Genomic DNA, 22,287 nt, shown 5'->3' with positions numbered 1-22,287 from the left:
AGCTGTTAAGTCATCAAAACCCTTGGGAATACCTAATGTTCGGATCGCAACAGTACAAATTGATTCTTGAAAACCTCAATACGGCTGTATTGGTACTGGGGCAGAAGTTCGAGTTGAAGTATATGAATCCGGCCGCTGAGGTTCTGTTAGAGGGTAGCTTTAAACGCTTAAAAAATTCACACATCGAGTATCTCTTTATTGGTTCCGAAGAGGAGCTCAAGCTATTAGAGAGTGTCTCTGCGACGGGACAGCATGTCAGTAAACGCGAAGCCGCTCTGATTACCTTTGGTGGTAACGAGTTGATGACGGATTACACCATCTCAAGGTTACCGAATGGGTTTCTACTGATGGAGTTGCACCCACGTGATCGCCTGGTTCGAATTGAGCGTGAAGAGGAGATGTTGAATCGACATGCCACCGCCAAAGTGCTTGTGCGTGGCTTGGCACATGAGATCAAGAACCCGTTGGGCGGGATTCGCGGCTCTGCACAGTTGCTAGAGCGCGAGCTGGATGATGAGGGGCTTAAAGAGTTCACCGGAATTATCATCGATGAAGCGGATCGGTTAAGAAATCTGGTGGATCGTCTGATGGGGCCTTACAAGAAGCCCAACATACACCCGGTGAACATTCACGAGGTGCTCGAGCGTGTGCGTGCTCTGATTGAAGTTGAAAGCGAGCAAGAGATTCAGTTGGTTCGTGACTACGACCCAAGTCTGCCGGAGTTTAACGGCGACAGTGAACAGTTGATCCAAGCGGTTTTAAACATCTGCAGAAATGCGATGCAGGCCCTGAAAGAGTCTGAAACAGCCGCTCCGCAAATCCGTATGAAAACACGAGCGCTCAGACGAATTACGCTGGGCGCAGAGCAGCATCGACTGGTCTGCTGCGTAGAGATTATCGATAACGGTCCGGGCATACCAAAGGATCTTTTAGATTCCGTGTTCTATCCGATGGTGACCGGTCGTGCGGAAGGGTCTGGGTTGGGACTATCGATTGCCCAATCTGTTATTGGTCAGCACCAGGGTTTAATCGAGGTCGCCTCGAAACCCAGTACAACAAATTTTAAAATTTTAATTCCTTTGGAGAGTTGAGATGGCTAAGCCAGCAACCGTTTGGATAGTAGATGATGATCGCTCAATACGTTGGGTTTTAGAGAAAGCGATCTCTGGCAGTGGCTTGGCGACAGAAGTGTTTGAGTCGGGCGATGCGTTGCTGCGTAAAATTAAGCGTGAACAGCCTGATGTGATTATCAGCGATATTCGTATGCCGGGCATTGATGGTCTTGAGATGCTAGAGCAGCTTCAAGCTGATTATGCAGACATTCCGACTATCATCATGACCGCTCACTCAGATTTAGATTCCGCGGTTGCCTCTTATCAAGGTGGTGCCTTTGAGTACTTGCCTAAGCCATTTGATATTGATGAGGCGGTAGCGCTGGTTCAGCGAGCGGTGCAGCACGTTGAAGAGCAGCGTCAACAAACCGAAGTGATTGTTGAAGATGATACACCTGAGATCATTGGTGAGGCGCCGGCTATGCAGGAGGTGTTCCGTGCCATTGGTCGTCTGTCTCATTCCCCGATTACTGTATTGATCAATGGTGAGTCTGGTACAGGTAAAGAGCTGGTGGCCCATGCTCTGCATCGCCACAGTCCGCGTGCGGGTAATGAGTTTATTCCATTGAACATGGCGGCTATTCCACATGACTTGATTGAGTCTGAACTGTTCGGGCATGAAAAGGGTGCCTTTACCGGAGCTCAAGCTTCGCGCCGTGGCCGTTTTGAACAGGCCGATGGTGGCACACTGTTCCTTGATGAGATCGGCGATATGCCTGCGGATACTCAAACTCGACTCTTGCGTGTTCTTGCTGACGGTGAGTTCTACCGTGTCGGTGGTCATACACCGGTTAAAGTTGATGTTCGAATCATTGCGGCAACCCATCAAAACCTAGAGAACCTCGTTAAAGAGGGTAAGTTTCGTGAGGATCTGTTCCACCGTCTAAACGTGATTCGAGTTCACATCCCCTCGTTAAATGAGCGTCGTGAAGATATTCCTCGTCTCGCTCGCCACTTTTTGTCACGTTCGGCGAAAGAGCTGGGCGTTGAGACTAAGATTCTTAAGCCGGAAACAGAGCGTTTTCTGCGCGATCTGACTTGGCCAGGTAATGTGCGACAGCTGGAAAACACCTGTCGCTGGATTACCGTGATGGCGTCTGGTCGAGAGGTTCTTGTCTCTGATTTACCACCAGAGCTTCTAGAGTCCTCAAATGAACGCCCTGTTGTTCATGGTAATTGGGAACAAGCACTGCGTGGCTGGGCTGATCAGCGTCTCTTTGAAGGGGAGAGGGGCATCCTCAAAGAGGCTGAACGTCAGTTTGAGCAGGTGTTGATAGAGACTGCGCTTAAACATACGGGTGGCCGTAAACGTGATGCGTCTGAACTTTTAGGCTGGGGGCGAAATACCCTAACCCGCAAGCTAAAAGAGCTGGGTATTGAGGCGGATTAGAGTCGCTTAATGCTACAATCGGCATCTAACAGTTTAGGTGCCGATATGCTTCACGTTGCTCTTTACGAACCCGAGATACCACCCAATACCGGAAATATTATTCGCCTGTGTGCTAACACGGGTTTCTCCCTTCATTTGATTAAACCCCTCGGCTTTGAGCTGGATGATAAGCGCCTGCGCAGAGCGGGATTGGATTATGCCGAGTTTGCCTCTATGAAAGTTCATGAGTCATTAGAAGCCTGTATTCAATCAGTCTCCCCAAGAAAAGTATGGTCGATGACGACCAAAACGGATCGCGCCTATACCGATGCTGATTTTGCATCGGGTGATATGATTCTATTGGGCCCGGAGACACGGGGTCTGCCTCAGAGTGTCATCGATTCGACCGATGCAATTACCTTGCCGATGTGCCCTGATTCACGCAGTTTGAATCTGTCTAATGCCTGTGCCATTGTTGTTTATGAGGCGTGGCGGCAGCTCTCTTTTGCGGGAGCCAAGTAGCTAAGGTCTGAGGTGGTTAGGCTTGCTTAAGGGGCTGAGTGTTGGGTATGGAGTGAAGCCATCTCGACACCCGCTAGGCGTAAGCAGATCTGTCCAATTATTAACCAGGGGTCGGTCGGTAGTTGTCCTTTAACGGCCTGATCAGCTTGTCCACAAAGTCGCAGTAACTGCTCAATCTCCGAGACTTTAATCTGACGACTGGCATTGCGAATAGCGGTTTTACGTTTGCTAAACAGTCTCAGTCTGTTCGCAATCGTATCGTAATTCTTCCCTTCTGATATCTCTGTAATCACGCTGCTTAGCGTGCGCAACTCACGTGAAATGGCCCAGAGTATGAAGGTCGGTTCGACACCCTCTTGTCTTAGCGCCTGCAGAATGTGTTGTACTCTTGCAGGTTGTCTTTGTATCGCCGCATCTGCAAGTGCAAAGGCATCAAATCGTGACATGTCGCCAACCGCCTCGGCAACCTGGTTGGCATCAAGGGTTTGGTTGGGGTAGAGCAGAGAGAGCTTCTCTAACTCTTGTTGTGCCGCGAGTAGGTTGCCCTCTACACGATCGGCTAAGACGCCGATCGCCTCTTGATCCATAGAGATTGGAAAAGATTGAAGGCGTGTCGCTAGCCAGCGCGGGAGTTGGTCAACTTCAATGGGCCAGATTTCAACCACTAGCCCGAGCTTTTCGACCAGCTTGAACCAGGCGCTCTTTTTCGCACCGGCATCGAGTCGATCAGCCAAAATGAATATCACCGTATCGGGCGCAGGGTTCTCTAGATAGCGTTGTAGCAGATCTGATTCGGCTTTTTTGATCTTTTGTGAACCGAGTCGTAACTCAATAATTTTGCGCTCTGCAAATAGAGAGAGGCTATTGGCGGCCTCCATCAGGCTGTCCCAGTTAAAGCTGGAATCGATGTGATAGAGCTCTCGTTCAGTGAATTCTAGACCGCGAAGATGGGCTCGAATGGCGTCACAGCTTTCGTCGTGTTGAAGTGTTTCGTCCCCGGTTACAAGGTAGACCGGTAGCGAGGTATTTAGCTTGTTGAGCTGCTGAGGTAGCTGATCAACTCTAACTTTCATAGGTTAGCGCGGAACGAAACTTAGGTATTGGCGAATAATCTGTTCAGCCAGTGCACGATTGATCTCTGTGCGGTAGCGCTCTTCCAGAGTCTCTTGTGCCAAGGTGTCTGAAGTTTCGGTAACACTGCGTTGAACATTGACTCGGCGCTCAATGGCGGGCGCTGTGCTATCACCTTGATAGATGGCAAATTGAGCTTCACCGCTTAATTCGTACTCTTGTGCATCGGCATTGGCATCAAGAATCACCGCGCGGCGATTGTAGCGTGCCGATTCAACGATCAGTTTAAGCTTAGCTCGGGATGTGAGGGTCACGCCGTTGCGTTGCAGTTGAGCTGTCAGCTCTCTGCCTAACGAAGTGGGCTGTGTGGTGTTTTCAACCAGAGTTAATTTCTGTAACGCTGGTGGTACCTCATAAAGCCCTTTTAGGTGGAAGCCACAAGCTGTTAGAAACAGCATGGCAAAACCTGCAACGAACGTACGTGACAACTTCATCTTTTACTCCTAGCTGACGACGATGTTGACCAGTTTGCCTGGTACAACAATCTCTTTGCGCAGCGTTAGGCCTTCCATGTATTTCTGAACATTAGCTTCAGCCAGGGCCAGTTGCAAAATTGTGTCCTTATCGGCATCGGCGGCAACATTGATACGAGCACGAAGTTTGCCATTAACCTGCACAATCATCTCGATGTTATCACGTACCAAAGCGGATTCATCAACACTTGGCCAGCTATCATTTTGGCTTGCACCCGTCAGTTCAGTCAGCAGCTGATCGGCTGCGTGTGGAATGATCGGGGACAACAGCTGGACAGCAGCGCTAAGCGCTTCTTGTTTACAAGCACGTCCTTGCTCGGAGTCATCGTTGAATCGACCGATACTGTTTGAAAGCTCCATGACAGCGGCAATGGCTGTATTGAATGTCTGGCGGCGCTCAATATCATCCGTCACTTTTTGGATGGTTTCATGAGTCTTACGGCGCAGCTCTTTCTGCCCATCATTCAGCTTGGACGTGTCTAAAGTTGATGCTGGGCCGGCTGCGATATGGTCGTGTGCCTGTTTCCAGAGACGTTTGATGAAACGGTGTGCACCTTCCACACCTGAGTCAGACCACTCTAGTGACTGTTCTGGTGGTGCCGCAAACATCATGAATAGACGAACCGTATCGGCGCCGTATCGATCGATCATAACCTGAGGGTCGATGCCGTTGTTTTTCGACTTAGACATCTTGGACATGCCGTCGTGAATCAGCGTTTTACCCGTCTCTTTATGAGTGGCTTTGGTCACACGACCTTTCTCGTCTGTCTCAGTCTCTACATCAACCGGTGAGATCCAAACCTTACCGCCCTGTTCATCTTCGTAGTAGTAGCCATCGGCTAGAACCATGCCCTGACAGAGTAGGCGAGTGAAAGGTTCATCAGAGTTTACTAGACCCTCGTCACGCAGTAGTTTGTGATAGAAGCGTGAGTAGAGTAGGTGCAAAATAGCGTGCTCGATACCACCGATGTACTGATCAACAGGGAGCCAGTAGTTGGCTGCTTGAGGATCCAGCATCGCACTGTCTGAGTAACGGCTTGCATAGCGAGCAAAGTACCAACTTGACTCCATGAAGGTGTCGAAGGTATCCGTTTCGCGTTCTGCATCTGCGCCACACTTTGGACAGCTTGTTTTGATGAAGCTCTCCATCTTTTTAATCGGTGAACCGACGCCGTCGAAGGTTACCTCTTCTGGCAGAAGCACAGGCAGCTGATCTTCAGGTACGGGTACTGATCCACAGCTATTACAGTTAACAACCGGGATCGGTGCGCCCCAGTAGCGTTGGCGTGAAACACCCCAATCGCGAAGGCGGAAGTTGATGGTTGTATGACCGCGACCTTTGTTGTTCAGTTCAGTTGCAATGGCTTTAAACGCCATTTCGAACTCTAGATCGTCAAAGTCACCCGAGTTGCACAGAACGCCTTTCTCTGTGAACGCTTCTTTCGTCAAGTCGACAGTCTGATCGTCAGACAGAGGCTTGATGACCTGTTTGATGTTCAGTCCGTATTTGGTTGCAAACTCCCAGTCACGTTGGTCGTGACCCGGAACCGCCATGACAGCGCCTGAACCGTAATCCATCAGAACAAAGTTTGCTGTCCAAACCGGCACCATTTCACCAGTGAGAGGGTGAGTGGCTTCGATGCCCAATGGCATGCCGCGTTTTTCCATCATCGCCATGTCAGCTTCGGCGACTTTTTGGTGACGACACTCATCAATAAAGCTAGCAAGTTCTGGGTTATTTTCGGCTGCTTCAAGTGCTAGAGGGTGTTGTGGTGCAACGGCTACATAGGTAACACCCATCAGCGTATCAGGGCGGGTTGTGAAGACCTCTAGATCACCTTTGTTAGGCACCGCAAATTTCAGCTCAACCCCTTTAGAGCGGCCGATCCAGTTGCGCTGCATAGTGCGGACCTGTTCTGGCCAGTGATCCAGCTTCTCTAGATCTTCCAGTAGTTGGTCTGCGTAGTCAGTAATTTTCAGAAACCATTGAGGGATTTTCTTACGCTCAACAATCGCGCCAGAGCGCCAACCGCGACCATCGATCACTTGCTCGTTAGCCAGAACGGTTTGGTCAACTGGGTCCCAGTTCACCTCGGCCTCTTTCTTGTAGACCAGACCTTTCTCAAGAAGACGAGTAAAGAACCACTGCTCCCAACGGTAGTACTCCGGGTGACAGGTCGCTAGCTCGCGATCCCAGTCGTAACCAAAGCCCATCTGTTTAAGCTGATTACGCATGTAATCGATATTGCTGTAGGTCCAGTTAGCAGGCGGCACATTGTTTTTAAGTGCAGCGTTTTCAGCTGGTAGACCAAAGGCGTCCCAACCCATGGGCTGAAGAACGTTTTTGCCCTGCATGCGCTGGTATCGAGAGACGACATCACCGATGGTGTAGTTACGTACGTGGCCCATGTGCAGACGACCACTTGGGTAAGGGAACATCGAGAGGCAGTAAAACTTCTCTTTGCTGGAATCCTCTTCAACGTTGAATGCGCCGGATTCTTCCCACTGCTGCTGGACTTTCGGCTCAATATCCTGGGGTTGGTACTGTTCGTTCATCGGTCTCTATATTCTGCAAACATAAAAACGGCATCATTGTTCTTGGAGCAAATTACTTTGCTAAGAAATGACACCGCTCAATGGTTATTTCATTAATACTGTTCAATACTGCATAGGATACATCAGATGCGGTCGCGCCGACAGGTTTGGCTGCTGAATAATCCGCTCTTAAAAGGAGTTTACTTATGAGTGATACAAACCAAGATAAGCTCGATTCTGGCCGTTATGATCAATTGGTCGATCAAGTGATGGATTCTCTCGATGGTGCCAGTGAAGTGACGCTTGAGAAACTTACCTTAGCGGTCAATGAAACGGTTGAGTTGGAGCAGACAGCGCTTGATATGTCTGCAGATGAAGCGGCCCTGCTAAAAGCCTACCTAATGCGTGATCTGAAGCAGTTCTCAATCGGTGTTCAAAAGGTCGGCGGAGCGCTGGCTGATTGGTTAGAGCTGGATCTTGCCGTATTGGAGAAGGGGATTGTTGATCGCTTGATGAGAGTGGCCGATAAAACTCGTATTGAGCAGGAGTTGCTCCGTGAACAGTTGAGTCACGGTGAAGCACACTACGCCGCCGGTGAAATCGCACTACCTGGGCAGTTTGTCTGTACACAGTGTGGAGCTAAGCAGATGCTGAGCGAGAGTCAAAAATTACAGCCTTGTCGTGACTGTTCAGCGGTTCTGTTTGAACGAGCGATGTCTAAATAGCGCGGCTAATAACAGTGCTGCAGCAAGGATAAGCGCTGGCCACAACCCCAGCTGTTGATAGGGGGTTTGGCCCATGCTTGGGGCGATCTCATGGGTTAGGATCGCCGTCTCGAATCTGGGTGCGGTCGCTAAGACTTGACCCTTGGCATCAATGAAGCCTGAAATACCGTTGTTGGTGGCTCTTATCACGGGCCTACCATTTTCGATAGCACGCATTCTGGCGATCTCAAAGTGCTGATCTGGGCCATGAGATCCGCCGAACCAGGTGTCATTAGAGAGCGTCAGAATCATGTCACTCTGATTGGCATTCTCTCTGACCAACTCTGGGTAGGCGATCTCATAACAGATTGCGCCCGCCAGCGACCCCTGAGGTGTCTCTACCTGAAAAGTTGGTTGTTCTGGCAAGCTAAAGCTGGACATTGGTAGATCAAAAAAGGCGATCAGCCCTCGCAACTGATTTTCAAAGGGAATGTACTCCCCAAAAGGGACCAGTCTCTGTTTGTCGTACAGGCTGATTTTACCCGTCAACGTGCCCACCGAGTTGTGGTACAGGTTTCGCTGTTGGCTCTCACTCCACTCTTTTCTTGGGAAACCTGAAATTAACGTGGTGCCTTGTTGGTTGAGGATCTCCACTAGCGGACTGATCTGGTTGATGGCGCGGCCTATTAATTTGGGTACGGCGGTCTCAGGCCAAATGAGCAGATCGGTAGCGGGTGCTTGGACGCTTAAATTAATAATGTTCTGTATGTGTCGATCAACTTGCTCAATTTGCCACTTAGACTCTTGGGCTAAATTGGGCTGTATTAATGTGATCGAGACGGTCTTTTCTGAACTCTCTGTCCAGTGTGACGGAATAAGGTAAGAGGCACCTAATATCGCAAGGATCAGTAGGAGAGGGGTCGGTTTTTTACGGTGGATGACATGGGAAGCCGAGACAGCAATGATCAGAACCATCGCCGACACTAGCCACACGCCGCCGATCGGGGCTAATGAGATAAGTGGTGTATCGATGAACGCATAGCCGATGAGCAGCCAAGGGAAGCCGGTAAATAGCCAGCTTCTCACCCATTCAAACAAGATCCAAAGAGCGACAAATCCTGGTGCTGAGCCGTCAGTAAACAGGCGTTTGTAGAGCCAAATTTGTGCGGCAAAGAGTATCGCTAACGCGCCAGTGAACATGAGAGTCATCAGTGCGGCGGCTAAAACACCCATGCCACCGTGTAAGTGAATACTCACATAGACCCAAGAGACACCGGCGGTGAAGTATCCCAAACCATAGAGCCAACCCATCAGGAACGCTGAATCGGATTTAAGGGTCAGCAAGTAGAGGGTGGCAATAGAGACAATCGCTAATAGCGGGTAACTAAAAGGGGCAAAAGCGAGTGTCGCTATTGCCCCTGCAGCAACCGCCAAAGTCCTATTCACAAGAGGCTGGAGCAGCATCACTACTCCTTGTGGTGCTTAACCTGTAGCAGTCTAATTCTGCGGTTTTCAGACGCTAGCACGGTGAAGGTGAAGTCATCGAGTCGAATCGTCTCCCCTTTATCGGGTAGGTGACCAAATTGACGTGTCACCAGTCCACCCACGGTATCGAACTCATCATCAGGTAGGCCGACGTCAAAGTACTCGTTAAAGTCTTCGATAGGGGTTAACGCTTTGACAATGAAGCCATCATCTTCAAAGGCTTTGATGTTGCCCTCGTCTTCATCTTCGTCGTGCTCATCTTCGATATCCCCGACGATCTGTTCGAGCACGTCTTCGATGGTAATAAGACCGGCAATTCCGCCGTACTCATCAACGACGATGGCCATGTGATTGCGTGTGACACGGAATTCACGTAGCAAGACGTTCAGTCGCTTACTTTCAGGAATGAAGGTTGCTTTGCGAAGGTGCTCAGCGAGACTGAACTGTTCTAAGCGGCCGTCCAGTGCATAGGGAAGAAGATCCTTGGCAAGAAGAATGCCGACGATCTCATCTGGGTTTTCACCTGCAATAGGAAAGCGAGAGTGTGCACTGTCGATGACCAGTGGCATAAATTCGTGGGCAGATTGATCGATCTGTACCGAGACCATTTGTGATCTAGGGATCATGACGTCACGCACTTGCATGTCGGTCACTTGTATAGCGCCTTCTACAATCGTTAGCGCATCTTGGTCTAGTAGGCCAGTGTCGTTGGCCTCATAAAGAACTTCAAACAGGTCTTCGCGGGTTTTGGGCTCATCCGAAAAAGCTGAAGCAAGTTTGCTAAAAAAGCTTTTGGATGAGCCGCTCGATCGGTCTTCACTCATAGTGTGTGGTTGCCTCAAATATAGGGGTCTGGGATTTGGAGTTGAGCGAGCAGTTCTCGTTCAAGTGACTCCATCTCCTCGGCTTCTTCATCCTTTATATGATCGAATCCAAGTAGATGCAATACCCCATGGATCACCATGTGAGCCCAATGGTGATGAATCTGTTTGTTTTGTTCGGTTGCTTCGCGCTCTACAACCGCGGCACAAATCGCTAGATCACCTAATATATTGCCAGGGAAGCCCGGAGGTGCTTCAAACGGAAAAGAGAGTACGTTGGTCGACTTGTCTTTACCGCGATATTCACGATTCAGTGTCTGGCTCTCGGTTTCATCAACGATACGAATGCATAGTTCAGCTTCGCCCGATAGCTGTGATGCCGCTAATTCGGCCCAGGATTGAAACTGCTCATCACTCGGGAGTGAGTTGCTATCAACAGCGCGAATAACCTCTAAATGAATCACTATTTACGCTCGTCTGTATGTTTGGCTTCGTACGCTTCATAAGCACGTACAATGTGCTGCACGATAGGGTGACGAACCACATCTTTCGCTTCGAAGTGAGTAAATCCAATCCCTTTCACCCCGTCCAGTACCTGCATTGCATGAATAAGGCCTGAGCTGGCGCCGCGTGGTAAGTCGACCTGGGTTTTATCCCCTGTGATAACCGCTGTTGAGCCAAACCCTATGCGGGTAAGAAACATCTTCATCTGCTCGCGTGTCGTATTTTGTGACTCATCAAGAATGACAAACGAGCCGTTCAACGTTCTGCCGCGCATGTAAGCTAAGGGTGCGATCTCTATGACATTCTTTTCGATCAGGCGTGCTACCTTCTCAAAGCCCATCATCTCATAGAGTGCGTCGTAGAGAGGGCGTAAGTAGGGATCGACTTTCTGAGTCAGATCGCCGGGTAGAAAACCGAGTTTTTCACCCGCTTCGACGGCAGGGCGAACCAGTAGTATTCGACTGACCTCTTCGCGCTCAAGGGCCTCAACCGCACAAGCAACCGCAAGGTAGGTTTTACCGGTGCCGGCAGGTCCGATACCAAAGTTAATGTCATGGTAACGAATCGACTGAACGTACTTTTGCTGATTCTCCCCGCGAGGTCGAATCGTCATTTTTCGAGTACGAATAGTGACATCATCCGTCGCAGTCGATTTCACATCAGTTTGTGAAATGCCTGAGTGTTGTAGCGATAGATGAATGTCTGATGGGGCAAGTGGTTTGCCGTTTAGAGACTCTTTGTACAGTGCTTCAATCAGTGTGCAGACCGGGCGAACGGCCTGAATTGCACCTTCAACTTTGAACTGGAATCCACGGTTACCGATTTGGACTCCGGTGCGCTCTTCAATCAGACGTAAGTGCTCATCAAACTGGCCGACTAGATTAGCCAAGGCTGCGCCATCTTCAGGCTGTAGGTTGATGTGGAAAGATTGTGTTTCGCTCATTATTGATCCAGCTCGGAGCTAACTAACTCACCGATCAACGAGTTCGGAAGCGCTTCAGCAATGCGGACATCGGCGAAGTGACCAATCAGGTCTGGATTATCGCAACGGAAGTTCACAACACGATTGTTCTCCGTGCGACCCGATAGTTGGCCAGGGTCTTTACGCGAGTAACCGTTGACCAGAATGCGTTGAGTGGTTCCGACCATGCGGCGGCTGATCTGCAAAGCGTTCTGAGTGATACGGCTTTGCAAAATGTGTAGGCGTTGTTTCTTCGTCTCTTCCGATACGTCGTCAGGCAGGTCTGCCGCAGGGGTGCCTGGGCGACGGCTGTAGATGAAGCTGAACGACGTATCAAAACCTATATCCTCGATTAGCTTCATGGTCGCCTCAAAGTCGGCATCCGTTTCACCTGGGAAGCCGATGATAAAGTCCGACGAGAAGCTGATATCTGGACGCTTCGCCTTGATTCGACGTAATTTCGACTTGTACTCAATCGCCGTGTGGCCGCGCTTCATTGCCATTAGTATGCGGTCAGAGCCACTCTGAACCGGTAGGTGAAGATGACTCACCAATTCCGGCACTTCGTCATAAACCTCGATCAGGCTGTCGGTAAACTCTACAGGGTGTGAAGTAGTGAAACGAATACGATCGATACCCTCAATCGCGGCAATGGTGCGAATCAGCTCAGCCAGATCAGCCGTATCACCGTCATGAGTCGCACCGAGGTAAGCGTTGACGTTTTGGCCCAGTAGATTGACTTCACGCACGCCCTGTTCAGCCAGCTCAACACACTCGGCTATCACATCATCCAGCGGGCGGCTGACCTCTTCGCCACGGGTGTAGGGCACGACACAGAAAGTACAGTACTTACTACAACCTTCCATGACTGAAACAAATGCCTCTGCCCCCTCAACTTTAGGAGCGGGGAGGTGGTCGAACTTTTCGATCTCTGGGAAGCTGACATCAACGATACCGACCTTGCCCCCCTTTGTATCTTCAATCATCTCGGGAAGACGGTGTAGGGTCTGTGGGCCAAAAATCATATCGACGAACGGCGCGCGATCACGAATCGCTTCGCCCTCTTGGCTTGCAACACAGCCGCCTACCCCGATCATTAATCCGGGTTTTTGCTCTTTCAAAAGACGCCAACGGCCTAACTGGTGGAACACCTTCTCTTGCGCCTTTTCACGAATTGAACAGGTGTTTAGAAGCAGGACGTCAGCCTCTTCTGGATTATCGGTTAGCTCCAGCTTGTGGCTATCGCCCAGAAGGTCAGCCATTCGTGCGGAGTCGTACTCATTCATCTGACATCCGTGTGTCTTGATAAAGAGCTTTTTAGTCATGTTTCACCTGTCGTTACGTTGAATCTATGCCCCATCATTTGGGGCGATGAAGTATACCTCAGCGCACTCTTTGGCGCTAACGAACTTGCAATTGTTTAGAGCGCCCCCACTAACCTGATTAGGCAACTCAAGTTTAGATTGATTGGAGATTCTCAATGGCCGATGCCAAACGCCTCTATCGCGTCACTTACATCAACAAAGATAAAGTCTACGAGCTTTACGTTGAACAGGTTTACAGTGCTGATATGTGGGGGTTTGTTGCGCTAGAGGGTTTCGTGTTTGGTAGTCACACTGAGATGCTGATTGATCCTGCCGAAGATCGTCTACAGCAGGAGTTCGCAGGTGTAAAACGCTCTTTCGTTCCGATGCAGGCCATTATTCAGATTGATGAGGTTGAGAAGCGAGGAAAAGCTCGTATTACGGATGCCGAGGGCACCGTCACCGCTTTTCCAGTCATGCCCTCACGGAGTAAATAACCTCGCGAAACTGATAATCAGTTACTAGCCAGCGACCCTTGGTCTTGCTGACAGATGGCAGGCTGCAAGGTGGGTAGTTGGAGCTCGATCTGATCTTTAGAGTAGTCCTCTACGCTTGAGTCCGAAAAGATCAGTTCAGCACTCTCAATTCTAAAGCAGCTAACCGAGCTGTCAGCCCAGACCTTATCCCACTGTTGATCGCCGGTTCTATGCTCGGGCGACAAAGGCCCTGCAATTCTCAAGTAGGCATGATCATCGCCGCTCTTCATCGCAGGAATAACCTTACCCTCTGCGTCGAAAGCGATCGTCTTAAACATCACGTAGTCTAGGTCGCGATCCGTCTGATTACTGAAATCGATGACTGCAGCAACATTTTTTGGGGTGATGACTTCCGTCTGAAGTTGGTGAATGACCAGTGTTTTTTGTAGTGGAGTGGGTGTGATGGGCGGTTGAGTTGTCAGCTTAGCTGTTGTGTCTGGCAAGCTGATACAACCTGACAATACCAGTGCTGGCAGGGTCAGTTTTAAAGCGTTTTGCATTGTTATTCTTTTTGCAATCACGTTGTTTTCTCCAAAAACCTTAACTGGATATTAACAAGGTTTTTGATGTTTTGCCTGAAATTTCTTTCGCGAGTCTAGGAACAAGATATCCTGGTAGCTCTCTCTGCATTTGCGTAAAGATCTCTTTACCCTGTTCAATCGGGATATCAAAGTGACTGGCCCCCGCGACAGGATCAAAAAGAAAGAGGTAGTAGGGGAGGATGCCTGCGCTAAACAGAGCACGTGAGAGTCTGACCTGCTCATCGGCGCTGTCATTGACCCCTTTTAACAACACCGCTTGATTGAGAATGGTTGCACCACTCTGTTTTAGCTTGGTGACGGCGTCGCTCAGACTCTGATCAATCTCATTGGCGTGGTTGATGTGAAGGACCACGACGCAATTGAGCCTTGAATTATGCAAGGTGTCATTGAGTTGATCGGTTACTCTGGATGGAATCACCACGGGTAGGCGAGTGTGGACTCTGAGTCGTTCGAGATGAGGTATGGCTTCAAGATCCGCCACCATCTTTGAAAAACGGTGATCAGAGGTGACCAGTGGATCACCGCCTGAGAAGATCACCTCTCTTAACTCTGTATGCTCTTTTAGATAGGCGAGAGCCCTTTGCCAATGCTCCCCACTAAGCTGGTTGTCAGAGTAAGGGAAGTGTCTGCGAAAACAGTAACGACAGTTTATGGCGCAAGCTCCGCTCAAGATCAACAGTGCTCGATCTTTATATTTGTGCACAACGCCTGGAGTCGGGCGTGCATCACTCTCGTTTAACGGATCTTCTGTGAAACCTGGAGTTTGAATGAACTCGTCTCTGATCGGAAGGACCTGTTTTAGCAAAGGATCGTCTGGATTGCCTAGCTCCATGCGGCTTAGGAACTCAAGAGGGACTCGCAATGGGAAGAGCTGGCTAGCCGCTTGAGCCTGTTCGAGTAGCTCGTTGGGTAGGGACAGTCTCTCCAGTAAGGCTTTAGGATCGGTGATGGCACTTTTCAGTGAGTCTTGCCAAGAGTTTGGCGTAATGTCCAACAGCTGCATCATTGAAGTGACCAAAATTTCCAAGAATGTAAACGATCTGTTGGAGCCGATTCTCCTTTGAAGTAAGATGCCATTAGTACCAAATAATGGAAGACTTAAAGTGCCTCAAGCAATTCGCTACATCAGATTCAGCAGCGACCAACAGCGCTATGGTAGCAGTGTAGCTCGCCAACAGGAAAGTATTGATAAGTGGCTGGCCAAAAACCCTCAATACCAACTCTCCAATCTTAGTGCTAGTGATCTAGGTAAGTCAGGATATAAAGGCGAGCATCTGGCCGACGGAGCTGGCCTGAACTCCATTATTCAGGCTATCCATGATAGGAAAATTAACACAGGGGATGTAATCCTAGTTGAGGCGCTTGATCGCCTTGGGAGATTAGAGCCGCTCAAGATGATTAGTCTTATAAGTACTATTCTGAGTAGTGGTGTAGAAATTGTCACGCTTGAGCAGGGTCACGTTCAGAGATATAGCGAAGAGTCATTGACTAATAATATGGGCGAACTTTATATGCTAGTTGGCAAGGTTCAAATGGCCCATGATTATTCAAGGAAACTGTCCGAGAGAATCTCAGCGGCTAATAGGGAGAAAATTAAGAAAATAGCAAAAGGTGAACACGTAAAGTTTTATAAGACTCCGTGGTGGTTGGATAATACAGGTAAGTTGATTCCTGATAGAGCGGAGTTAGCCATTGTTATTATTGAAGAGTTTAAAAAGGGTAACTCTATCAGGGGCATTACAGCACTTTTGCACGATCAATACAGTGAGAAATTGAGTAAGACAGCGGTTGAAACAGTGCTTACTAGTAGAGCTGTCTACGGTGTGTATCAAAATAAAGACCGTACTGAGATGGTTTTAAACGCCTATGAGTCTCTGATAAGTGAAGAAGATTACCATTCGCTCCAGTTATTGAAGTCCTCCCGACCCAAGCAGTCAAAACCTCAAACATCCAGCAAGACCATATTAAGTTCATTCATCCGATGTGGTTGCGGAGCTGGTACTCATAAAGTTAACAAGAATGGTTACGATTACCTTAGGTGTAATAGATATGGAAAAGTTGGAAATTCATGTGGTGAGAAACAGTTTCCGTATCATCTAGGAGAGTGGGCGTTTTATAGGTTCTCACGCAAAGCACTTCAACAATGGACTAGATCAGTGCGTGTTAACGAGTATGAGCAAGAAATACACACCATAGATGTCAGGCTGTCAGAGTTGAACGAACAAGCCGATAACCTAACTGACCTTTTTGCTGTTACTGGTAGGAGTCAGTTGAAGGAAAAGATTGCTGACATTCAAGAGAAAATAAATAAGCTTGAGGGGCAACGGGGATTGTTGTCTGTTAGCTCTGCGGAGCAACGAGCCACAATGACTGTCAAGGAAGAGTTTCTTCAATCGGAGGGTTTGTTAGGCTTTTCTAGTACTGAAACTTCAAAGTTCTTAAATATTTTAAGGCTGTCAGGCTACTCGCTGACCTTAATTGACGCTCAAATAGTTTCTAGTGCGGGGCAAGTGCTTAAGATTCTGAAGCACAGACGATCTCTTGTTGCTCATCAGGTTGAAGTGCTTGATGAGAAGAATCCTCCGAGAAGTTTTCTTATCAGAAAAGACCTGCATTGGAAGGAGGGCGATGACTCTACTTGGCTTACTCCTCTTGATGCCGATTGGGCGGTTTCAAACTGGTCGCAAGTATTTAAGTTCTTGGATGAATTGTCCGAAAAGAAACTATTCAAAACGATAGAGGATATTGCTCTGAGGGAAGGTTTTGAATTAAGCGATCTATCTCCAGTTCAGAGAGCGGCATTGCTACTAGAAAATGGAACTCAGGACGAGCTTAAACAGCTTGAAGAAGCAATTGGCTTAACGCTAAATTTTGTTGGAAGAGAGGGCGCATAAAGCACCTGTACAGGCTTCATAGAAATAACGGCCTTTACAACGGCCTCACTTATTATTTAAAGCCCGTCACATTAACTAAAAGCTGTTCATATTTTGACCATTCCTTATAACCAAAACATACAATATGTCTTGACAAATGAACAAAAGTGTGGTATAATAACATGTATAGATTCAATGCCGATGATGCCTATAGCTTCGGCTAAATTTCATTCCAGTTTCTATACTGTTCTCCAAACAAAGAATCTATATTTAAAGCGGCTTAGAGCCGTTTTTTTTAAACAAACCAACCCACAACTTAGCCCTAATCAGGTCATTAGAATCTGCGTATTCGTATGCACGTTCGTTATGTCCAACGATTGGGGCTTTGTCGTTTAAAGGATACTTAAACCATGACGAACCTAACTCGTGTTCCATACGATGCCAATGACTTTGAAGTTGGCGCTCTATCCCACATCAAAGACCACCTGCAGCTCGCCTTTGGTAAGCAAAAACGTGTCACTACAGCTGATGCAATCACCTATGCCGTTCTTATCGGTTTAGAGACGATTGATGAAGCTCCGACATACACAGCGGCTATGCCCTACTCGTTTACAGCAGAGCAGACCCGCTTAGGACGCTTCCTTCAGAGTCATCCAAGCAATGAAGGCTTTGACCCAGACGCTCCGCTCGATGAAGTGCAACTAGATCTGTTCAACAAACTAAAACACTAAGGAGACGGACAATGACATCTAGACAGACTTTGAAGGCTTTAACTCCAGTCACAATTATCGTTAAAGATCGCCTCTACTACGCATTGCCTGTACCAAGCTATCACGGCTACTTAGCTACAACGACAGGAGAAATCATCAGCTGTGTAAGTCACTTCAATGGAAGAGGAGCAAGGATTAACAAAGCCGAACCACACGTCTTAAAAGCCCAAAATAGCGGCAATGGATACAAGAAGGTCACACTGACGACTAGAGAGGGAAAACCACACCAAGAACTAGTGCATAGGATTGTAGCTAGGACATTCTTAGAAGATGGTGGATGTGACAGAGACGGTTCAAAGCGCATCCAAGTAAATCATATCAATGCTGTTACTGATGATAATAGGCTCTGCAATTTGGAGTACGTCACAGCTAAAGAGAACTCTGATTGGGCAATATTGCTCAATGCGGTTAAGGAGGAAGTGAAGTATGCAAGCTAATGAGATTGTAATTTACCTGTCGTCTGCAGAGACGGCTGAGTTAATGGAACTTAAAAGACTCATAAACGAAGGCTCATTAGTTCGCTACAGCACCAGTAGAGTGGTGGCACAGGCTATTAAGACTGCATTGAGCAGTGGAGCTAACGAGTTCTAATACAGCACCACCTTACCTTTCAGCAAACATCCCCGTCTGCCTTGTCCGCTTTGCCCTAAAGCTGCAGACACCACAGAACATCAGACATCTAGGTATAAATTATGAACACAGCAGTGAATGTGAGCATTGTCTCGCCATGTCCAAAAGAAACAAATACAGCTTCTGAATACAAAAAGCGCCAGCAAGCAGAGAACTACTTAGCTAAGCGGTTCTTGATTGCTAAAGATAGCCCCACTGTAAAGCTCTACGTGGATACGGCTGACAATCAAAAAGACCTGCAAAGGGGTGCTGTCATTGGTGCACTAGCACACGCTACTGATATTGATTACGAGCTTGCTAAAGAGATCGTAGAAAACACCAACCAACTAAGGTACTGGTCAGGCCGTGAGATTTACGCTCCTAATGAGGGCGTGGTAGTTAATCGCAACCACAAGTACCACCTGAACCTATGGAAGCCCGCATCTATTAAACCTGACGCCAATGTTGATGCGACACCTTTTGTTGAGCATTTGCAGCTGGCGCTTGGCAGCAATGAAGAAGTAGAGTTTGTTTTAGACTTCCTAGCGTATCGCTACCAGAACCCCAAGCCCAAACATAAAGCACACCACGCACTTTACCTGTTCAGTGAGCAGCAAGGTCAGGGTAAAAGCCTTTTTAAAGACACCATCATGGAAGTATTTGGGCGTGACGCTATTCGGGTAAGTTCGGATGTTAAGGAGATTACAGGCCAGCCCTCATATCAGTTCTGGGGAAGAACATTGTTAGTCGTAGAAGAGGTCAAAGTCGGTGCTGATACACGCTTATATGACTCCATCAAAGCCTTATCTGGAATGAACGTAATGGATGCAAACCCGAAAGGACGTGAGTCCTTTGAAGCAGAGATACCTGCTCAAGTAATTATGCTATCTAACCGTGCGCCCATGTTTATTGAAGAACACGATCGTAGGTTCTTTGTTGCTGAGTGGGATACAGGCTTACGTGGAAGTGAAAAAGAAGAGTATTTCACAAGGTATATAGCTTGGCTTGAATCAGGCGGCTATGAAGCTATAGCAGGTTTGCTAGATACTAGAGACCTTAGCGGTTACAAACTAACTGCTCATGCGCCTATGACACCTGCAAAGTCTGCTTGCATTGAAGACTCTATACCTCCAGCTGTTGAAGAGCTAATTGAGTTTCTAGCGGATAATCCGAGATCACTTGTGTTTAGCTATAGCGACCTCAAGAGCTTCTTGAAGGATATGGAAACAACTAGGCAAAAGGAGTTTCTGGCAATGGCTGGCCTAAACAAGGGCCGCAAACCTGTTAATGCTAACAAGCCTACTTTGTACTGGCGTGATGGTGTTGAGATTACAAAAGCAAATGGGGAATGGATTGTTACATATCAAGGTAGCAGTAATCAGCTAGAGAGAGTAGTCTATAAAGATAGCCTATAAGCATTTAAGAGGGTTTGGCGTGATGTTTAAAACTATTATGGCAATTACTACACTTTTGTTCATAACTGCTTGCTCGCAAGTTTATGTAGATGCACAGGGTAATAGATATATTGAGACTGAAGAGGGAATGAAGCTCATTGAACAGCCTGGCAACTAAAACGAAAGGGAACATTCTATGAGTTTAATGCAGCTTGTTGGTATTGCTTGTATTACAACATTCCTGTCTGGTTGCGTTCAGCAAAATGTCTCGCCTTACCCTCCTGCTGATAACCCAGCCCCATTGGAAGCACGTTTAGCAGTAAATGAATTATTGATAGAAAAGCTGCAGGATATGCCAGAGTCTTACTATATCCGCTTTGGGAATAATATTTATGCAGTTTACAAGATTAAGCTTCTTAACTTGAAGGGTGATATTTCTGTAAATGCAAATCGAGAGCGTGTTATTTACACAAAAGACGGTAAAACCCTCAAGCTGTGGGCTCATACACGAGAGCTTCAAGAGGCTTTGGTAGCTTATCTCAAGCCCATTCTAGAAGATCAAATAGAAGCCTATGATGCTGTTAGAGAGTTCACGGCCAGCAAAGCATTTATGAGAGCTTCTACTTACTTGTCCACCGAAGAGCTGATTAATGCCTCTTCTCTGTGCTTTGACCTTTCAACAAGAACTGGTAGAGGAGACTTGGATTCTGATGGTGTAATTGACTTCTATTCAGCAATGAATCTAAAGAACATGAACTATGACACATCAGCCAATTATTATAAAAAAGGTAAGCGAGATATAGATGAGAAAAAGCTTACTAAAGGGTTCACAAAAGCCATAGCTAAAGAATACAAGTTATCGGAAGGCAGTAAGTTATATGAAACTGCGTACTACTGTACCGCCCAGGATGCGATTGTAGGCGAGGGTATAGCTAAAGCACTGTATGCGTATATGAGAAGTCTTAAAGGTAAAAAGCTTGAGCAAATGCCGCCTCAAGCACAAAAGCTCATTAACATGATTACAGGCAAAACTACCAAGAAAACCATTGAAAACTCTGCTCAAGAATCTGAGATGGTTAGATGCCGAACTAAAGGTCGCAAAGAGCGAATAATCACTAGGAAATACTGTACTGAACTATGGGGTGGAACAGTAGTTGACTAAACACATCGGTATTATAGTTAAGATTGTTATTGTGGTTTGTGCCTTATCCACAACGACAGGTTGCATGACTAAGAAATACGGACTGTCACATCCTTTGTCAGCAGAGGCATTCAAGCAAGATATTGCTATTGGAGCTGTTGTAGCTGTCGGTGTTGTGGCTTACAAAAAGGCGGAAGAACTCTTAATAGAAGAGGACTTATAACTTAGGGAATCATGCTTGAGGTAAAATTGAAACTACTAACATTTGTTGCGCTGTTAACAATAGCCACAAGTCATTTAAAAGCTGAAACTCTTGAGTATTCCTGTATGGATACTTGGAGAGGTTCGCTTTCTCATTTTCCATCAAAGCCTGATACTGCTGAAATCCAAGATGTTTCAAAGTACCAGCCCAAGGTTTTCAGTTTTGCAGATATTTCATCAAACGAAATTAATGGCAGTAAAGATCAATGGCTCGCCTTAGATTGTAACCGACAAATCAATGACCAAAGAGATCTTTTGGATTGCTCTAGTGGCGACAGAGAGTATCTTCTCCATTTTGATATTTTGACGGGCACATATGCTGAATGGTTATTAAACTCTGGAGTTGATTGGAGCATTGCAATTATGTCTCGTGGCAAGTGTAAAAAGATTGATAGTTAAGCTCATATCAAAACAAGACGATTAGGAAGTAAATCAGTGATAACTAAAATATATGCAGTTTTAATTTTAAGCGTTACAGCAACATTCTCATATGCTGAGTCTCTTAAATTTGAGGCCAATGCCTACCTTAATATTGAGGAGGGAATGGCAGAGAACGATTACAATAAAACTCTTATGGGTATAAGTCATTGCCTAGGAGTAATGTACTTAGCCTCAGAGGCAGGTTTTGTTGAAAACCCACAAGATCAAGAGAAAAGATTCCATAAAGCCGCCCGAGGCCTAATTGGTCTTGGGGTCATGATGGATATAAACAACTCAGGCTACACAGAAGATGGCAAGACGGATCAAGAAGTCAAAGACCACGCAATGGAGACCATCTTTAAAGTTAGACAAGAAGGCATCAATACTGCTATTGCTTATGATGACCAACTAGATGACGTTGTCGTTGATGGTACAGTAAACTTTTTCCACCCCTTCTTTGGTGAGCTTGAGTACTGCATCATGGTAGGCAATCAATCAAATGTTATAGAAAAGCTTTGATTAAAGAAAATTAGTGCGACTAAATAATCTGCAGTCGCACTTTTGTATCAACCTTTCAACTTACCCCGCAAGACCTTCACAGTCTTCGGTGCTTCAACAGCTAGCTTTGTTTCCGAACCTTTGACTTTATTGATAACGATCTTAATGTCATCGCCAATGTGAAGTGTTTCACCGTCCTTGATAGTTAGTGCAAGCATATCCATGTGCTCCTATTTTGTTTGTGGAGACTGTAGCGTAGGACGCATTTGAGATATTGCCACCTCTTTTAAAATTTCGATCCTAAAATGCAGCCTGATGTATC

The 22,287-nt window shown here is 47.2% G+C and carries 25 protein-coding genes; 14 read left to right on the top strand and 11 right to left on the bottom strand.

The features are described from left to right. The first annotated feature begins 35 nt into the window (after positions 1–35). Genes glnL through trmL form a run of 3 tightly spaced genes read left to right on the top strand, consistent with a single transcriptional unit; the run spans position 36 to position 3,003 of the window. Positions 36–1,091 carry a nitrogen regulation protein NR(II) gene (glnL, locus tag XMD579_RS10825; protein WP_173482211.1) on the top strand — a complete coding sequence of 352 codons (1,056 nt, stop codon included), beginning with the start codon at positions 36–38 and terminating at the stop codon, positions 1,089–1,091. Position 1,092: 1 nt separating this feature from the next. Next, positions 1,093–2,502: a nitrogen regulation protein NR(I) gene (gene glnG / locus XMD579_RS10820; RefSeq protein ID WP_173482212.1), complete on the top strand. Its 1,410-nt coding sequence runs from the start codon at positions 1,093–1,095 to the stop codon at positions 2,500–2,502. 45 nt (positions 2,503–2,547) lie between these two features. Further along, entirely contained in the window at positions 2,548–3,003 is a 456-nt protein-coding gene (trmL, locus tag XMD579_RS10815; protein ID WP_173482245.1) for a tRNA (uridine(34)/cytosine(34)/5-carboxymethylaminomethyluridine(34)-2'-O)-methyltransferase TrmL, read from the top strand. 26 nt (positions 3,004–3,029) lie between these two features. Here the strand turns inward: trmL and holA are convergent, their stop codons facing one another. From holA to leuS, 3 genes are read right to left on the bottom strand one after another with little or no spacing between them, the layout of a single operon-like run. After that, entirely contained in the window at positions 3,030–4,076 is a 1,047-nt protein-coding gene (gene holA, locus XMD579_RS10810; protein ID WP_173484512.1) for a DNA polymerase III subunit delta, read from the bottom strand. Positions 4,077–4,079: 3 nt separating this feature from the next. Then, positions 4,080–4,568 (bottom strand): LPS assembly lipoprotein LptE, encoded by a 489-nt coding sequence (gene lptE, locus XMD579_RS10805; RefSeq protein WP_173484513.1) that lies wholly within the window; start codon positions 4,566–4,568, stop codon positions 4,080–4,082. 9 nt (positions 4,569–4,577) lie between these two features. Beyond that, positions 4,578–7,163 carry a leucine--tRNA ligase gene (gene leuS / locus XMD579_RS10800; RefSeq protein ID WP_173483439.1) on the bottom strand — a complete coding sequence of 862 codons (2,586 nt, stop codon included), beginning with the start codon at positions 7,161–7,163 and terminating at the stop codon, positions 4,578–4,580. Between the two features lie 185 nt (positions 7,164–7,348). Between leuS and XMD579_RS10795 the strand changes: the two genes are divergently transcribed. After that, positions 7,349–7,867 (top strand): metalloendopeptidase, encoded by a 519-nt coding sequence (locus tag XMD579_RS10795; RefSeq protein ID WP_173506356.1) that lies wholly within the window; start codon positions 7,349–7,351, stop codon positions 7,865–7,867. Here the strand turns inward: XMD579_RS10795 and lnt are convergent. From lnt to miaB, 5 genes are read right to left on the bottom strand one after another with little or no spacing between them, the layout of a single operon-like run. Next, entirely contained in the window at positions 7,832–9,310 is a 1,479-nt protein-coding gene (gene lnt / locus XMD579_RS10790; protein ID WP_173482217.1) for an apolipoprotein N-acyltransferase, read from the bottom strand. The two genes, XMD579_RS10795 and lnt, sit on opposite strands and share 36 nt — an antisense overlap. A 2-nt stretch (positions 9,311–9,312) precedes the next feature. Next, on the bottom strand, positions 9,313–10,155 hold the full coding sequence (locus XMD579_RS10785; RefSeq protein WP_173482218.1) for an HlyC/CorC family transporter: 843 nt from the start codon (positions 10,153–10,155) through the stop codon (positions 9,313–9,315). A 14-nt stretch (positions 10,156–10,169) separates the two neighbouring features. Then, positions 10,170–10,616 (bottom strand): rRNA maturation RNase YbeY, encoded by a 447-nt coding sequence (gene ybeY / locus XMD579_RS10780; protein ID WP_371731481.1) that lies wholly within the window; start codon positions 10,614–10,616, stop codon positions 10,170–10,172. After that, complete coding sequence (locus XMD579_RS10775; protein WP_173482219.1) at positions 10,616–11,599, bottom strand: PhoH family protein; 984 nt, start codon at positions 11,597–11,599, stop codon at positions 10,616–10,618. Before XMD579_RS10775 ends, ybeY begins: the two co-directional genes overlap by 1 nt. After that, positions 11,599–12,942: a tRNA (N6-isopentenyl adenosine(37)-C2)-methylthiotransferase MiaB gene (gene miaB, locus XMD579_RS10770; protein WP_173482220.1), complete on the bottom strand. Its 1,344-nt coding sequence runs from the start codon at positions 12,940–12,942 to the stop codon at positions 11,599–11,601. Before miaB ends, XMD579_RS10775 begins: the two co-directional genes overlap by 1 nt. A 155-nt stretch (positions 12,943–13,097) precedes the next feature. On the opposite strand from miaB, the gene XMD579_RS10765 reads away from it, so the two are divergent. After that, a complete protein-coding gene (locus XMD579_RS10765) occupies positions 13,098–13,418 on the top strand; it encodes a DUF1820 family protein (protein WP_173482221.1) in 321 nt (106 codons plus the stop codon). 17 nt (positions 13,419–13,435) lie between these two features. Here XMD579_RS10765 and XMD579_RS10760 read toward each other — a convergent pair whose 3' ends face one another. Continuing rightward, complete coding sequence (locus tag XMD579_RS10760; protein ID WP_173498692.1) at positions 13,436–13,957, bottom strand: hypothetical protein; 522 nt, start codon at positions 13,955–13,957, stop codon at positions 13,436–13,438. 40 nt (positions 13,958–13,997) lie between these two features. Then, positions 13,998–15,005, bottom strand: coding sequence for an EF-P beta-lysylation protein EpmB (gene epmB, locus XMD579_RS10755; protein ID WP_254443787.1), 1,008 nt, complete (start codon positions 15,003–15,005; stop codon positions 13,998–14,000). 64 nt (positions 15,006–15,069) lie between these two features. Here epmB and XMD579_RS10750 point away from each other — a divergent pair, with 64 nt between their 5' ends. From XMD579_RS10750 to XMD579_RS10710, 9 genes are all read left to right on the top strand, one after another. Then, entirely contained in the window at positions 15,070–16,893 is a 1,824-nt protein-coding gene (locus tag XMD579_RS10750) for a recombinase family protein (protein ID WP_173506355.1), read from the top strand. A 389-nt stretch (positions 16,894–17,282) separates the two neighbouring features. Then, on the top strand, positions 17,283–17,603 hold the full coding sequence (locus tag XMD579_RS10745; RefSeq protein ID WP_173506354.1) for a hypothetical protein: 321 nt from the start codon (positions 17,283–17,285) through the stop codon (positions 17,601–17,603). A gap of 11 nt (positions 17,604–17,614) precedes the next feature. After that, positions 17,615–18,079, top strand: coding sequence for an HNH endonuclease (locus tag XMD579_RS10740; RefSeq protein WP_173506353.1), 465 nt, complete (start codon positions 17,615–17,617; stop codon positions 18,077–18,079). Continuing rightward, positions 18,069–18,233, top strand: a complete 165-nt coding sequence (locus XMD579_RS10735; RefSeq protein WP_173506352.1) for a hypothetical protein — start codon at positions 18,069–18,071, stop codon at positions 18,231–18,233. The genes XMD579_RS10740 and XMD579_RS10735 overlap by 11 nt, the downstream gene beginning before the upstream one ends. A 101-nt stretch (positions 18,234–18,334) precedes the next feature. Continuing rightward, complete coding sequence (locus XMD579_RS10730; RefSeq protein WP_173506351.1) at positions 18,335–19,666, top strand: primase-helicase family protein; 1,332 nt, start codon at positions 18,335–18,337, stop codon at positions 19,664–19,666. Positions 19,667–19,841: 175 nt separating this feature from the next. After that, on the top strand, positions 19,842–20,807 hold the full coding sequence (locus tag XMD579_RS10725) for a hypothetical protein (protein ID WP_173506350.1): 966 nt from the start codon (positions 19,842–19,844) through the stop codon (positions 20,805–20,807). Next, positions 20,800–21,009, top strand: coding sequence for a hypothetical protein (locus tag XMD579_RS10720; RefSeq protein ID WP_173506349.1), 210 nt, complete (start codon positions 20,800–20,802; stop codon positions 21,007–21,009). The genes XMD579_RS10725 and XMD579_RS10720 overlap by 8 nt, the downstream gene beginning before the upstream one ends. A 26-nt stretch (positions 21,010–21,035) precedes the next feature. Continuing rightward, the gene (locus tag XMD579_RS10715) at positions 21,036–21,446 is read left to right on the top strand and encodes a hypothetical protein (RefSeq protein ID WP_173506348.1); all 411 of its coding nucleotides are present in this window, start codon (positions 21,036–21,038) and stop codon (positions 21,444–21,446) included. 36 nt (positions 21,447–21,482) lie between these two features. Next, the gene (locus XMD579_RS10710; protein WP_173506347.1) at positions 21,483–21,986 is read left to right on the top strand and encodes a hypothetical protein; all 504 of its coding nucleotides are present in this window, start codon (positions 21,483–21,485) and stop codon (positions 21,984–21,986) included. Between the two features lie 47 nt (positions 21,987–22,033). Here the strand turns inward: XMD579_RS10710 and XMD579_RS10705 are convergent, their stop codons facing one another. After that, entirely contained in the window at positions 22,034–22,183 is a 150-nt protein-coding gene (locus XMD579_RS10705; protein WP_173506346.1) for a carbon storage regulator, read from the bottom strand. Between the last annotated feature and the right edge of the window lie 104 nt (positions 22,184–22,287).

It is taken from the genome of Marinobacterium sp. xm-d-579 (assembly GCF_013282935.1).
In the GTDB taxonomy this organism is placed as follows: domain Bacteria; phylum Pseudomonadota; class Gammaproteobacteria; order Pseudomonadales; family Balneatricaceae; genus Marinobacterium_E.
This window is presented reverse-complemented; position numbering and strand designations above follow the sequence as displayed.

Bases quoted from the DNA above. Each gene is read 5' to 3' on its own strand.
- glnL (WP_173482211.1), top strand. From the start codon at position 36: ATGTTCGGATCGCAACAGTACAAATTGATTCTTGAAAACCTCAATACG.
- glnG (WP_173482212.1), top strand. From the start codon at position 1,093: ATGGCTAAGCCAGCAACCGTTTGGATAGTAGATGATGATCGCTCAATA.
- trmL (WP_173482245.1), top strand. From the start codon at position 2,548: ATGCTTCACGTTGCTCTTTACGAACCCGAGATACCACCCAATACCGGA.
- holA (WP_173484512.1), bottom strand. From the start codon at position 4,076: ATGAAAGTTAGAGTTGATCAGCTACCTCAGCAGCTCAACAAGCTAAAT.
- lptE (WP_173484513.1), bottom strand. From the start codon at position 4,568: ATGAAGTTGTCACGTACGTTCGTTGCAGGTTTTGCCATGCTGTTTCTA.
- leuS (WP_173483439.1), bottom strand. From the start codon at position 7,163: ATGAACGAACAGTACCAACCCCAGGATATTGAGCCGAAAGTCCAGCAG.
- XMD579_RS10795 (WP_173506356.1), top strand. From the start codon at position 7,349: ATGAGTGATACAAACCAAGATAAGCTCGATTCTGGCCGTTATGATCAA.
- lnt (WP_173482217.1), bottom strand. From the start codon at position 9,310: ATGCTGCTCCAGCCTCTTGTGAATAGGACTTTGGCGGTTGCTGCAGGG.
- XMD579_RS10785 (WP_173482218.1), bottom strand. From the start codon at position 10,155: ATGAGTGAAGACCGATCGAGCGGCTCATCCAAAAGCTTTTTTAGCAAA.
- XMD579_RS10775 (WP_173482219.1), bottom strand. From the start codon at position 11,599: ATGAGCGAAACACAATCTTTCCACATCAACCTACAGCCTGAAGATGGC.
- miaB (WP_173482220.1), bottom strand. From the start codon at position 12,942: ATGACTAAAAAGCTCTTTATCAAGACACACGGATGTCAGATGAATGAG.
- XMD579_RS10765 (WP_173482221.1), top strand. From the start codon at position 13,098: ATGGCCGATGCCAAACGCCTCTATCGCGTCACTTACATCAACAAAGAT.
- XMD579_RS10760 (WP_173498692.1), bottom strand. From the start codon at position 13,957: ATGCAAAACGCTTTAAAACTGACCCTGCCAGCACTGGTATTGTCAGGT.
- epmB (WP_254443787.1), bottom strand. From the start codon at position 15,005: ATGATGCAGCTGTTGGACATTACGCCAAACTCTTGGCAAGACTCACTG.
- XMD579_RS10750 (WP_173506355.1), top strand. From the start codon at position 15,070: ATGCCATTAGTACCAAATAATGGAAGACTTAAAGTGCCTCAAGCAATT.
- XMD579_RS10745 (WP_173506354.1), top strand. From the start codon at position 17,283: ATGACGAACCTAACTCGTGTTCCATACGATGCCAATGACTTTGAAGTT.
- XMD579_RS10740 (WP_173506353.1), top strand. From the start codon at position 17,615: ATGACATCTAGACAGACTTTGAAGGCTTTAACTCCAGTCACAATTATC.
- XMD579_RS10735 (WP_173506352.1), top strand. From the start codon at position 18,069: ATGCAAGCTAATGAGATTGTAATTTACCTGTCGTCTGCAGAGACGGCT.
- XMD579_RS10730 (WP_173506351.1), top strand. From the start codon at position 18,335: ATGAACACAGCAGTGAATGTGAGCATTGTCTCGCCATGTCCAAAAGAA.
- XMD579_RS10725 (WP_173506350.1), top strand. From the start codon at position 19,842: ATGAGTTTAATGCAGCTTGTTGGTATTGCTTGTATTACAACATTCCTG.
- XMD579_RS10705 (WP_173506346.1), bottom strand. From the start codon at position 22,183: ATGCTTGCACTAACTATCAAGGACGGTGAAACACTTCACATTGGCGAT.